The following is a 15,536-nucleotide window of genomic DNA, read 5'->3' on the forward strand; positions in this document are numbered from 1 at the left end:
GCCACCCCTATGATTCACTACCTGTGCGGCTATCGATTGAATTTTCGATTTTTAACAGCTGGCTAATTTGTCTGTTTACGTTGTTAAGCTCGGTTTTAACGTCCTCGATCAATTCATTAGGAGCAGGGAAATGGTGTTTGTTTAAGTGTTCAAGCTTTGCCAATTTTGGTGGTAAGTCGTCATCACATAACAAGACGAGAATGGTCTTTAGTCTTTTTGAATAACATCTGAGTGCTTCAAAACGGTTTTGTTTATGCAGCATCTCAATATCAATCCCTGCATCACTGAAATCTTGGTAAAAATCGCCTAATAGCAATTGCAGCCCTTTATGGCTGTTGTCGACTGAGCGCAACAGATTTGTCATATTTATCATTATCCCACCGCACTAATTGCTTTAATGACAACAAGTAAGGATCTTTATACTGGGTTTTCAAATTTTTTTGTTTTTATAGAACTCGAAAGGTATGAAAAAAGTTGTATAAAAAAGTTGGTTTCTAAAAATGGTGTCCTTTACTGCCTCTAAATACGATCAGTTAGCTAAAAGCAACGGAGGCTGTAATGGCAGGCGACACTAATCAAGAAAAAGACAATGAAAAGCTTAACGATGCGGTAGAGCAAACAGAAACGAAGGATACGGGGACAAAAGAAGAAAAACAGCAGTCGACCGTCTCTTCGACTGTAGCGACCGGTGCTGAAAGTGCAGATGCTGTTGATGAAGCCAATCGTGCGATGGAAGAAAATCCTAGTGGCGCGGGTACGGAAGAAGAAGCAGTGAGCTCGGGTGGCGCAGTTCAAGAAGAGGATACTGAAAGTAGCAGCGACTCTGACGCTGCACAATCCAATGTTGTTGATAGTGTAGCTTCTAGCGGAGAATCAGGTGACGAGGCTCTGGGCAGCGGTGGTTCGGATTCTGGGGCGGGTGCCCAAGCGGTCGGTGGTGGTGATGCCTCTGGCTCTGAAGGTGGTTCGGACGCAGAAGGCAATGAAGCGCAAGGACAAGCGGTACAAACTTCATCTGCGCCAAGTGCTTCTTCAGACTCTGAAGGTTCTCAAGGTGGTGACGAGCTAGATTCAGAAACCACTGAAGAGAGCTTCGCGGTGGATGTACAAGACACCAGCGAAGAAACCACGACGCAAGTAGAAGACGATTTCGACTCCGAAACTACGAGCGAGACGTTCCAAATTAAAGTCGAAGGTGAAAATGACGCGCCAGAAGTAGGGCAAGATCTGGCATACATCATGGATGAAGATGGCACTATTACCTTCACTCAAGAACAACTTCTCGGGTACGCGAGTGATGTTGATGGCGATGATCTTGCCGCATTCAACGTGCAAGTGGGTGCTAATGCATCGGTTGTGGATAATGGTGATGGCACTTATACCGTCACACCTGATACTGATTTTAATGGTGAACTCGGCTTAACGTTTGATATCAGTGATGGTCAAGAAACCATTTCTAGCTCGATTGATTTAACTGTTCGTCCAATCAATGACGCACCAGTGCCGGAAGATAAAACCTTTGAGGTGGAAGAAGACGGCACGCTGATCTTCACCGATGCTGACCTGCTTGCTGGTGCAACGGATATTGAAGGCGATAACCTAACAGTTGAGGGCGTAAGCTACGACGGTGGCGACGGCATCCTGACCGACAACGGTAATGGGACTTACACTTTTGCGCCAAATGAAAACTTCAATGGCGATGTGAACTTTAGCTTTGATGTGTCCGACGGCACGGATACGGTTTCTGCCAACATTGATGTAAGCGTTACGCCAGTCGACGATGCACCAGTATCTGGCAATCTTGCATACTCGGTGGATGAAGATGGCTCGATTCGTTTGAGCCAAGAGCAGTTGTTGTCGCAAGCTTCCGATGTGGAAGGCGATGCACTGACGGCATCTAATCTTTCGGTAGATGGCAACGCGACGGTAACTCAAAATGACGATGGTAGCTTCACCATCACGCCGGACGCAGATTTTAATGGTGATATCGACATCAGCTTTGATATCTCAGATGGCACGAATACCGTTCAAGCAACCGCTGACCTAACCGTTAATCCAATCAACGATCTGCCTGTTCCTCAAGACCAACAGTTCAGCGTGGAAGAAGATGGCACGCTGATCTTTACGGACGCAGACCTGCTCAGTGGTGCAACGGATATTGAAGGCGATAACCTAACGGTTGAGGGCGTAAGCTACGACGGTGGTGACGGCATCCTGACCGACAACGGTAATGGGACCTACACTTTTGCGCCAAATGAAAACTTCAATGGCGATGTGAACTTTAGCTTTGATGTGTCCGATGGCACAGATACGGTTTCTGCCAACATTGATGTTAACGTTACGCCAGTTGATGATGCGCCAGTATCTGGCAATCTTGCTTACTCAGTGGATGAAGATGGCTCGATTCGTTTGAGCCAAGAACAGTTGTTGTCGCAAGCTTCTGACGTGGAAGGCGATGCACTGACGGCTTCTAACCTTTCGGTAGATGGCAACGCGACGGTGACTCAAAATGACGATGGTAGCTTCACCATCACGCCGGACGCAGATTTCAACGGTGATATCGACATTAGCTTTGATATTTCAGATGGCACGAATACCGTTCAAGCAACCGCTGACCTAACCGTTAATCCAATCAACGATCTGCCTGTTCCTCAAGACCAACAATTCAGTGTGGAAGAGGACGGCACGCTACAATTTACCGATGCGGATCTGCTTGCAGGTGCGACCGACATTGAAGGCGATGACCTTTCTGTAACGGGAATCAGCTACGAAGGAACCGACGGCGTTCTAACTGACAATGGCGATGGCACGTATAGCTTTGCGCCAAATGAGAACTTCAACGGTGATGTAAACTTCAGCTTCGACGTATCTGATGGCACAGATACAGTTTCAGCGAATGTGGATGTGAGCGTTACGCCGGTGAATGATCCTCCTGTGGCTGGTTCAACGTCTTACACGGTTCACGAAGACAACTCTATTACCATTTCTGACGCGCAACTGTTGGCAAACTCTTCGGATTTAGAAGGGGATGTATCGATTGATAGCGTGAGCTACTCTGGCAGCGATGGTGTGTTGCAAATCAATGGTGACGGTACGTACACCTTCTCTCCAAATGAAAACTTTAATGGTGAAGTGACGCTTGATGTTGTCGTCGCTGATGAAGAAGGCGCAACGGATGTCACCACTGCTGGCATTACAGTACTGGAAGTGAACGATCCACCAGTCGCTGGACCAACTTCTTACACTATTGATGAAGATTCAGTTCTGACGTTTAGTGAGTCGCAAGTGCTGTTGAATGCCTCTGATGTGGAAGGCGATGTAGAGCTTGTTGGCATTAGTTACGATGGGCCGGATGGCATTTTCACCGTTAACGATGATGGCACGTGCAGCTTCGCGCCAAACGAGAACTTTAACGGACAAGTTCAACTTGATGTCACCATTCGAGATGAAGATGGAGCAGAAGTTGATACCGTCATCAATGTGAATGTATTGCCAATCAATGATGCGCCAGTATCGGGTGATTTGGCTTACAGTGTTGATGAAGACGGTGCGATTACACTCAGCCAAGAGCAACTTCTTTCTCAAGCGTCTGATATTGAGGGCGATGACCTGACTGCTAGTGATTTGACGGTGGATGGAAACGCAACCGTTACAGCGAACGATGATGGCAGCTTCACGATTACACCAGATGCGGACTTTAATGGTGACATTGATATCCAATTCAACATTACGGACGGCACAGACACTATCCAAGCAACGGCAGATCTAACGGTTAATCCGGTTAATGATCTTCCTGTTCCTCAAGACCAGCAGTTTAGTGTTGAAGAAGACGGCACGCTTCAGTTTACTGACGCAGACCTGCTTGCAGGGGCGACCGACATCGATGGCGATAACTTAACGGTTGATGGCATTAGCTACACAGGCAGCGATGGTGTGCTGACTGACCACGGCGATGGTACTTACACCTTTGCACCAAACGAAAACTTCAACGGCGATGTCAGCTTTAGCTTTGGTGTTTCTGACGGCACTGAGACCGTACCTGCCAATGTGGATGTGAGCGTCACTCCAGTGAACGATCCTCCGGTTGCGGGTTCAACGTCTTACACGGTTGATGAAGATAATGCGATTACGATTTCCGACGAGCAGCTTCTGGCTAACTCTTCGGATGTGGAAGGCGCGGTGTCCATCGATAGCGTGACCTATTCAGGCACCGATGGCGTATTCCAAGACAACGGTGACGGTACTTACACCTTCATGCCGAATGAGAACTTCAGTGGTGATATCAGCCTTGATGTGATTGTGGCGGATGAGCAAGGTGCGATTGACGAAACGACCGCAGGCATTACCGTCATTGAAGTGAATGATCCTCCAGTTGCCGGTCCAACGTCTTACACGATTGATGAAGATTCAGTACTGACATTCAGTGAGTCACAAATTCTTGCCAACGCATCTGATATTGAGGGCGATGTAGAGCTTGTTGGCATCAGCTATGAAGGCTCGGATGGTATCTTTACCGTCAATGGTGATGGTACTTGCAGCTTTGCACCAAACGAGAACTTCAATGGTCAAGTTCAGTTGGATGTGACCATTCAAGATGAAAATGGGGCAACCGTTGATACGCACATCAATGTCGACGTATTGCCAATCAACGATCCACCAGTATCGGGTGATTTGGCTTACACCATCAACGAAGACAGCTCAATCACGCTAAGCCAAGAGCAGCTGCTTGCCAAAGCGGGCGATATTGATAGCGAGAACCTTGAAGCCATCAATCTATCGACAGATGACAACGCGACGATTCAATACAACGATGATGGCAGCTACACCATCACACCGGATGAAAACTACAACGGTGACCTAGATCTGACCTTCGATATCATTGATAACGATGGCGGCTCGGTACAAGTTGGTCTGGATATTACGGTTAATCCTGTGAATGACTTGCCACAAGCGCAAGATCAACAGTTCACGGTAGAAGAAGACGGCACCTTGCTTTTCACGGATGCAGACCTATTGGAAGGCGCATCGGATATTGACGGCGATGATCTGTCTATCGAAAATGTTCTCTACACAGGTGCGGACGGCGTGCTTACCGATAATGGTGATGGCACTTACAGCTTCGCGCCGAATGAGAACTTCAACGGTGATGTTCAGTTCACATTCGATGTGTCTGACGGCACAGGTTCAACACCAGCATTCATTGATGTCAGCGTGACACCAGTGAACGATCCACCGGTGGCAGGTTCTACGTCTTACACGGTTCAAGAAGATGGTCAAATCACCATTAGTGACGAGCAGTTGTTAGCCAACTCTTCTGATGTGGAAGGCGACGTAGTCTTGGCGAATGTTAGCTACTCTGGTAACGACGGTAGCTTCGTGGACAATGGCGACGGCACATATACCTTTACGCCAAATGAGAACTTTGACGGTAACATTTCGCTCGACGTTACGGTTATTGACCAAGATGGTGCAACGGATACAACAACCGCAGGCATCGATGTTATCGCGATGAATGACGCACCAGAAACGTCAGGCATTCAAGCTGAAGTGGATGAAGATAATGCCATCACCATCACGCAAGAACAGTTGCTTGCGAATGCGACAGACATTGAAGGTGATGACCTTGTTGCCAGCAATCTACAAACCAATGACCCAGATGCGACGATCGTAGCCAACGATGATGGTTCTTTCACCATTACGCATACGGAAAACTTTAACGGTGAGTTGGACTTCACTTACAACATCAGCGATGGCGAAAATGATGTTCTGACCACGTTGGATCTGACCGTTAATCCTGTCAACGATGCGCCAGAAGCGGGCGACGAGATCTTTATTCAAGCAGAAGAAGATCAAACCGTGGGTGTTTCTCTGCGTGAAGAGCCTGCGTTACGTCTCGACCAAGCCCCTGAAAACGGCATCATTGAAGCAAATCTAAATGACGAATGGGTACAGCTAGAAGTCGGGCAGGAGGTGCCTGCAGATACGGAAGTGCGCTTCATTCCAAATGATGACGCATTGGCAAACGGTACGCACACGAGTCAAATTGGTACCTTTGATGACAACGCTAGCCTCGATGATTGGGGTACTGCTGTTGACCCTTACACACGTGAGTTTGTTGATGGTGATTTGAAAGTTACCGTTCAAAGTAATGATGACCCACTCGGTGCGTGGAATGGTAAAACACACATCGGTCACGGTATTGGTGATACTGACCGTCAAGGCTTGAGTGGTGATGAAAAACTGACTGTGAGCGTTGAAGGTCAAGACATCAACGAAATCAGCTTCCACCTAGACGGTCTAGGTGGCTGGTTTATGGAAGAGTCTCGCCACTTTACCGAAGTCGAAATTCGTGCATTCAACTCCGATGGTGACTTGATCGACTCGATGACTTACCACAAAGAAGATCGTGGTAGCTATGAGACGGATTACACCCTAACGGTGAACGAGCCAGTGTCTTACTTTGAGCTAGGAACAATTCAAGGTAACGGTACTTACGTGGTTCAAAACATGACGGTATCGCAAACTTGTCATGATGAAGCAGTGTTCACATCTATTGGCGTGGACGGCACGGAAATCACGGAGACGGTAGAACTGAATATCCGAGAAGGTGACAGTGAAATCGAACTGACCGCTGACTTGCCAAATGTGACCATCGATACCGAAGGTTCTACGCAGTTTGCCTCTGTGGTTATCACAGAAGAGCAGCTTCTCGCACAAGCGAGTGATATCGATAGCGATGTTCTTGATATTCAAAACCTAGAGCTGGTGGGGGATAACGCGGAGCACGCTACGTTAACTGACAACGGCGATGGTACATGGACAGTCACACCAGATGAGAACTTCTACGGTGAGATTGAGCTGGGTTACCAAGTTACGGATGGTGAACTCACTGACGACAACATCATCAACATCAACTTCGAAGCAGTAAACGATGCGCCAATCGTTTCTGGTCCGATTGTGTTGTCGACTGATGAGGATGTGGGCATTACGTTTAGCGCGGACGATCTGCTTGCCAATGCAAGTGATGTGGAAGGCGATGCGCTGTCTATCTCTGATATCTCTTACAGCGGTGATAACGGTGAGCTTGTCGACAATGGCGACGGCACTTACACCTTTATGCCGAATGAAAACTTCAATGGTGAAGTCGATATCGATTACAAAGTCTTCGATGGCACCGATGAAGTCGATACCCATCTAGATCTGACCGTTATTCCGGTCAACGATGTGCCAGTTCCTGGTGCACCGCTGCATACTCAAATGCTAGAAAACGGCACCATCATCATCGAAGCAAAAGACCTGTTATCAGGTGCGACCGATGTGGATGGCGACATTCTTCATATCGAGAATCTACTGCTTGTTGACCAGTCACAAGGTACGTTGACAGACAACGGCGACAACACCTTTACCTTCGAGCCAACTTCGAACTTCTACGGTGAAGTGAACCTGACCTTCGATATCAGCGACGGTCAAGCAAGTGCACCAAGCACTGCGAAGATCGATGTTGAGATCGTCAACGAAGGTCCAGAGGTCAGCGGTCCTGTTGATGCGGTCGTTGATGAAGATGGCTCAATTACCATCACTCAAGAAGACTTGTTAGCGAACGCGACGGACGTGGATGGTGACAACCTTGAAGCGGTGAACCTGTCGACCAACGATCCTAATGCAACCATCGTTGAGAACGCTGATGGTAGCTTCACGATTACGCCTAGTGAAAACTTCTTTGGTGAAATCGAATTTACTTATGACGTAACTGACGCGATCGAAACCGTCGCCGCGGATCTAAACCTCACTGTTAACCCAGTGAACGACCTGCCAGATGTACCTGATTTGTCCTTCACCACAGAAGACGGTGAAGCCATCACGATTACTGAAGCAGAGCTGCTGGCTCAAGCGACGGACATCGAAGGCGATGACTTATCTGTTGTGAACGTGACGAGCTCAAGCGATACGGTTCAAGTGACAGACAATGGCGATGGCACCTACACGTTAACGCCAGAGCAGGGCTTCTTTGGTAATGTTGACCTCACGTTTGATGTGAGTGATGGCACCGATGTGGTGGCGGCAAACATCGACTTGAAAGTTGAGTTCGTCAACGACGCACCAGAAGCAGCGCCAATCGTGGCAGACGTGGACGAGGATGGCTCTATCCTCGTGACACAAGAAATGCTGCTTGAAAATGCCAGCGATCAAGATGGTGATGACCTATACGCAACGGCACTAGAAACCAATGATCCGAATGCCTCTATCGTGGATAACGGCGACGGCACCTTCACGGTGACACCGTCGGAAAACTTCAATGGTGACATTGCATTCACTTATGAAGTGAGTGACGGTGAACTAAGTGTTGCTAATGAAATGACATTGACGGTGAATCCAGTCAATGACATTCCAATTGTTGCGCCTGGCATGTACCAAATTGAAGAGGATGGCAGCATCCTGTTCACGCAAGAAGATCTGCTAAGTGGCGCGATTGATATTGATGGTGATGACCTCACCGTTACCAGCATTAACTACTCCGGTGATGAAGGTACTGTAACGGACAACGGTGACGGTACATTTAGCTTCGTACCAGAAGAGCACTTCAGTGGTGACTTGCAGTTCAGCTTTACGGTTTCTGACGGTACGGATGAAGTTGAGCAAGACATTAATGTCCATATCGAAGCCGTGGCAGATGCGCCAGACCTAGTCATCACTGATGGCGACGGTCGAAACGTGGATGACCAAGCGATCTTGGTTGAGCCAGGCGGTATTGTTGAAGTGAACATCGCCGCAGCATTGGTTGACCAAGACTTGTCAGAAACGCTGACTGTGACCGTTGATGGCGTTCCAGAAGGTTCGGTGATCAGCTACGACAACGAAGGGGTACTTAACGATCAAGACAACGGTATCACCAGTTTTAACGATACTGAAATCACGGTTACCTTTGAAGGTGAAACCGCGGGTTACCAAAACGCAGCTGGCTATTACAAAGTTGATGAAGACGGCAATATCACGGGCGTTGAAGTGGTGTACGAAAACGCCTCTCAAGTTGGCGGAGGCGGTGACCTCATTCCGGGACAAGATCAGTTCAGCTTCCAAATCTCGGAAGGGGAAAGCTTCAACCTATTCTTGATTCCTAACGGTCATAACTTCAATGACTTTGCGTCCATGCAAGATGGTCAGTATGAGTTCCGTGCGGCAGATGGCTCTCCTGCGAACATGGATACGGTCGACCCACAACTCGTGTTTGTGGGTGCTGATGGTTCTGAAACCGTGATTCAAAGCCAATTTGGTGATGCAGTCTTCCATGGCGGCACAAGCTCAGAGCTCAACCAAGATGGCATTGAACATACTCGAACTACTGTGAACGAAGACGGTGAACTGGTTTACGGCTTTGAAGATCTCTACGGTGGCGGCGATGCCGATTATAGTGACTTCAACTTCACCATTGATGTAGGTGAAGTGAACAGCCAGATCTACAGCGGTGAAGTAACAGTCGGTCCAGATGGTTCTGTAACGCTTCCAACCACAGCAATTGAACAAGAGCTACAGATTCAATTGCCAGAAGACTTTAACCAACAGCTAGAAATCAATGTAACGGCAACGGCGACAGAGCTATCAAATAATGATTCTGAAACCGTTTCTCAAACCATCTACGTCAATGCAACGGGTGCTCACATTGAACATACGCCTGAAGCATTGCCTGTTTCTGCTGTGGTTGAAGAAGATGGTTCAATCCTAATCACGCAAGAAGATTTGCTCGCTAATGCGCGTGACTTGGATGGAGACCAACTGACAGCACTGAACTTGGCAACGGATGATGAAAACATCACCATCACAGACAATGGTGACGGTACTTACACCTTAACGCCAGATGCGGACTTTAATGGTGACATCACCTTTACGTTCGATGTGTCTGACGGCGATGATGTTGTCTCAACCAACCTTGAGTTATTGGTGTCACCAGTTAACGATGCGCCTGAACCACAAGATCAAGCGTTCACCATTGGTGAAGATGGTGTGCTGACCTTTACTGATGCGGATCTCCTAACAGGCGCTACCGATATTGAAGGGGATGACTTATCTGTTGAGGGCGTCACTTACACAGGCGCGGACGGTGTTCTTACTGACAATGGTGATGGCACATATAGCTTCGCACCAAACGAGAACTTTAATGGCGACGTGAACTTCACTTTCGATGTTTCCGATGGCACGGATACCGTGACGGCGAATATCGACGTAAGCGTGACGCCGGAGAACGATCCACCGGTTGCAGGCAGCACGGCTTACACCGTTCATGAAGACAATTCGATTACCATTAGTAACGAACAGCTGTTGGCTAACTCGTCTGATATAGAAGGCGAAGTGGCGATTGATAGCGTGAGCTACAGCGGTAACGATGGCGTGCTGGAAATCAACGGTGATGGTACGTACACCTTCTCACCAAACGAAAATTTCAGCGGCGAGGTGAGCCTAGATGTTGTCGTTGTTGATGAAGAAGGTGCAACGGATTCTACCACTGCTGGCATTACTGTGATTGAGGTAAATGACCCACCAATCGCAGGTCCTACCGCATACACTATCGATGAAGACCAAGTTCTAACCTTTAGTGAATCTCAAGTGCTACTGAATGCTTCGGATGTTGAAGGGGATGTTGAGCTAGTAGGCATCAGCTACGACGGTCCAGATGGTATCTTCTCAGTAAACGGCGATGGTACTTGTAGCTTTGCTCCGAATGAAAACTTCAATGGTCAAGTGCAGTTGGATGTGACCATTCGTGATGAAGACGGCGCAGAGGTCGATACTTACATCACAGTCGATGTCTTACCAATCAATGATGCACCAGTTTCGGGTAACTTGGCGTACAGCGTCGACGAAGACAACTCAATCACGTTGAGTCAAGAGCAGCTTCTTGCTCAAGCATCGGATGTAGAAGGCGACGCGCTAACCGCATCTAATCTAATGGTTGACGGTGATGCAAGGGTTACGGCAAACGACGATGGTAGCTTCACTATCACGCCAGATGCGAACTTTAATGGCGACATTGATATCACGTTCGATATCAACGACGGCAGCGACACTATTGTTGCAACAGCGGACCTAACCGTTAACCCAATTAATGATTTGCCGCAGCCAGAAGATCAAGCGTTCACCATTGGTGAAGATGGTGTGTTGACCTTCACTGACCAAGACCTGCTTGATGGTGCAACGGACATTGATGGCGATGACCTATCGGTAGAGGGCGTCACTTACACAGGCGCAGATGGTGTCCTAACTGACAATGGCGATGGTACGTATAGCTTTGCACCGAATGAGAACTTCAATGGGGATGTGAACTTTACCTTCGATGTTTCTGATGGCACGGATACCGTGACCGCGAATATCGATGTGACAGTCACTCCAGAGAACGATCCACCGGTGGCAGGCAGCACGTCTTACACAGTGCATGAAGACAACTCGATCACCATTAGTGACGAGCAGTTGCTGGCGAATTCATCTGACGTCGAAGGAGATGTCGCGGTTGATAGCGTTAGCTACAGCGGCACAGATGGTGTGTTCCAAGACAATGGTGACGGTACGTACACCTTCTCGCCAAACGAGAACTTCAATGGCGAAGTGAGCCTAGATGTTGTCGTGGTCGATGAAGATGGTGCGACGGATTCGACTACCGCAGGTATTACAGTACTTGAGGTGAACGATCCACCAATTGCAGGCGCGACCAGCTACTCAGTGAACGAAGACGAAGTCATCACCATTAGCTCTGAGCAGTTATTGGCGAACGCTTCGGACGTTGAAGGTGAAGTTGCGATTGATAGCGTAAGCTACAGCGGCTCTGACGGTATCTTTACTGATAACGGTGACGGCACATTCAGCTTCGCACCAAACGCAAACTTCGATGGCGATGTGAGCCTAGATGTTGTGGTTGTTGATGAAGACGGTGCAACTGCGTCAACTAATGCAAACATCGATGTATTGCCAATCAACGATGCGCCAGTATCGGGCAACTTGGCTTACAGTGTCGATGAAGACAATTCAATTACGCTTAGCCAAGAGCAGCTTCTTGCTCAAGCATCGGATGTAGAAGGCGACGCGCTAACCGCATCTAACCTAGTGGTTGACGGTGATGCAACGGTTACGGCAAACGATGATGGCAGCTTTACCATTACGCCTGATGCGAACTTCAATGGTGACATTGATATCACGTTCGATATCAACGATGGCAGCGACACTATTGTTGCAACGGCTGACCTAACGGTTAATCCAGTTAACGACTTACCACAGCCAGAAGATCAAGCGTTTACCATTGGTGAAGATGGCGTCTTGCTGTTCACTGATGAAGATCTGCTTGATGGTGCAACGGATATCGATGGCGATAATCTATCGGTTGAAGGTGTCACTTACACAGGTGCAGACGGTGTCCTAACCGACAATGGTGATGGCACTTACAGCTTCGCGCCAAACGAAAACTTCAATGGCGACGTGAACTTTACCTTCGATGTTTCTGATGGCACGGATACCGTGACGGCGAATATCGATGTAAGCGTGACGCCAGAGAACGATCCTCCGGTTGCAGGCAGCACGTCTTACACGGTGCATGAAGATAATTCGATCACCATCAGTAACGAACAACTATTGGCTAACTCATCTGACGTAGAAGGCGAAGTAGCAATCGACAGCGTGAGCTACAGTGGCGCAGATGGCGTGTTCCAAGACAATGGTGACGGCACTTACACCTTCTCGCCAAACGAGAACTTCAATGGTGAAGTGAGCCTTGACGTTGTGGTTGTCGATGAAGACGGTGCAACGGATTCAACCACTGCGGGTATTACCGTTCTTGAGGTGAACGATCCACCAATTGCCGGTGCAACTAGCTACTCAGTCAACGAAGACGAAGTGATCACCATTAGCTCTGAGCAGCTATTGGCGAACGCATCTGATGTTGAAGGTGACGTCGCGATTGATAGTGTCAGCTACAGCGGCTCCGACGGTATCTTTACTGACAACGGCGACGGTACATTCAGCTTCGCACCAAACGAAAACTTCAACGGTGATGTCAGCCTAGATGTTGTCGTGACCGATGAAGATGGTGCAACGGTAGCAACCAATGCAAACATTGATGTATTGCCAGTCAACGATGCTCCAGTATCAGGTGATTTGGCTTACAGCGTGGATGAAGATGGTTCTATCACTCTCAGCCAAGAGCAGCTTCTTGCGCAAGCAGGCGACGTAGATGGCGATGACCTAACCGCAGCGAACCTCACTGTTGACGGCAATGCGACCGTTGTTGCGAACGATGACGGCAGCTTCACTATCACACCAGATGCGGACTTCAATGGCGACATTGATCTGAGCTTCAACATTACGGACGGCGATGCCACCATTCAAGCCACTGCCGATCTGACTGTGAACCCAGTGAATGACTTGCCAACGGTTGGTCAGCCACAGTTTGTTACGCAAGAAGACACAAGCTTCACCTTCACCGAAGAGCAATTGCTGCAAAATGCAGGTGATATCGATGGTGATAACCTAACGGTTGAAAACGTTGCTTCTGACAGTGGTACGTTAGTCGATAACGGTGACGGCACGTACACCTTCGCGCCAAACGAAAACTTCGATGGCAACGTGAACGTGACGTTTGACGTCAACGATGGCACTGCAACGGTTCCTGCTGAAGCGAACATTGATGTTCAATCTGTGGTTGATATGCCAGAGCTGTCGATTGCTTCAGACTTGGTGATTGCCTCTGATAACTTCGAGTCTGGCTCGAACGGTTGGAACGCAAACACCGAAAGTTCACAAGGCTTCGAAACGGGCGACATGTTGGGTCGTATTGGTGGCACTGGCGGTGATGAAGCGGTCAGCAAAACCTACGAGATCCCAAGCGATGTCAACGAAGTGAATATCTCGTTTAGCTTCTACGAAATCGATTCTTGGGATGGCGAGTCGTTCCAAATCTTTGTAGGTGGCGAACAGCTAACCACCTTGGAGAACTCCGCGTTCCGTACTCAAGATGGTACGACAACGCTTTACGACTCAGATGGTAATGAAGTGGGTGAAGTGATCCACGGAGCCTCTCAACGTGAAGGCTTCAGTGGTTGGAACGACCAAGCACACCAAGTGAACTTAACCGTTCCGGTGGAAGATGGTCAGCTTCAGTTAGGCTTTGGTTCTACGCTAAACCAAAGTATTCCTGACGAGTCATTCGGCATCGACAACATCGAAATCACGGTAGCGGACGCGGATTACCAAATCATTGGTACCGAAGATACACCAGTGCCGCTTGATATCGATGCAGCGTTAACCGATACCGATGGTTCAGAAAACCTCTCAATCTTGATTGAAGATGTGCCAGAGGGCAGCGCACTATCAGCGGGTGTTGATAATGGCGACGGCACTTGGTCACTACAACCAGGCGAGCTAGAAGGATTAGAGTTTATCCCTTCTGCGGACTTCAATGGCGATGTGACGCTAACCGTGAACGCAACTTCTACCGATGTGGATACAGGTACAACGGCGACAGCGACGCAAGATGTGACGATTCATATCTCGCCAACCAATGATGCACCAGAAGTAACGGGTGATATCAGTGCCGTTACCGCCGAAGACAACAGCATTACGCTAACTCAAGAGCAGTTACTGGAGCATGCCGTTGATATTGATGGTGACGACCTAAGTGCAATCAACCTGAGCACCAATGATGAAAATGCGACGGTTGAAATGAACGAGGATGGCAGCTTCACCATTACACCGAGCGAGAACTTCTACGGTGACATCGAGTTCACCTACGATGTGACTGACGGGGCAGAAGTGGTTGCGGCTGGTCTCGACTTAACGGTAACGCCAGTCAATGACGCACCAGAGCCACAAGATCAAGCGTTCACTGTGGGTGAGGACGGTCTTCTTACCTTCACCGATGCTGACTTGTTAACAGGCGCGACGGATGTAGAAGGTGACAACCTAACCGTTGAAGGTGTGACTTACACTGGCACGGACGGTGTCCTAACCGACAATGGCGATGGCACGTACAGCTTCGCACCGAATGAGAACTTCAATGGCGATGTGAACTTTACGTTCGATGTGTCAGACGGTACGGATACGACCTCTGCCAACATTGATGTGAGTGTGACGCCAGAGAACGATCCTCCAGTTGCGGGCAGCACGTCCTACACAGTACATGAAGACAACTCGATCACCATTAGTGATGAGCAACTACTGGCTAATTCGTCGGATATCGAGGGTGATGTTGCGATCAGCAGCGTGAGTTACAGCGGTAACGACGGTGTGCTAGAAATTAATGGCGATGGTACTTACACCTTCTCACCAAACGAAAACTTTACAGGCGATGTTAGCCTTGATGTTGTCGTGGTTGACGAGGACGGCGCGGTTGATACAACAACAGCGGGAATTACCGTTCTTGAGGTGAACGATCCACCAATCGCAGGCGTAACCAGTTACACCATTGATGAAGATGAAGTCATTACCATCAGTGCAGAACAGTTGTTGGCAAACTCTTCCGATATTGAAGGTGAGGTAGCACTAGATAGCGTGAGCTACAG

Annotated in this window: 2 protein-coding genes; one reads left to right on the forward strand and one right to left on the reverse strand. The window is 48.6% G+C overall.

Going from position 1 to position 15,536, the window contains the following annotated elements; all coding sequences use genetic code 11:
* Positions 1-7: 7 nt before the first annotated feature.
* Complete coding sequence (locus R7O12_RS04135) at positions 8-376, reverse strand: hypothetical protein (protein WP_053303761.1); 369 nt, start codon at positions 374-376, stop codon at positions 8-10.
* Positions 377-558: 182 nt separating this feature from the next.
* Here R7O12_RS04135 and R7O12_RS04140 point away from each other — a divergent pair.
* The coding region (locus R7O12_RS04140; RefSeq protein WP_318125645.1) for a tandem-95 repeat protein at positions 559-15,536 on the forward strand (14,978 nt) is incomplete at its 3' end.

Source organism: Vibrio sp. Vb1574 (genome assembly GCF_033338675.1).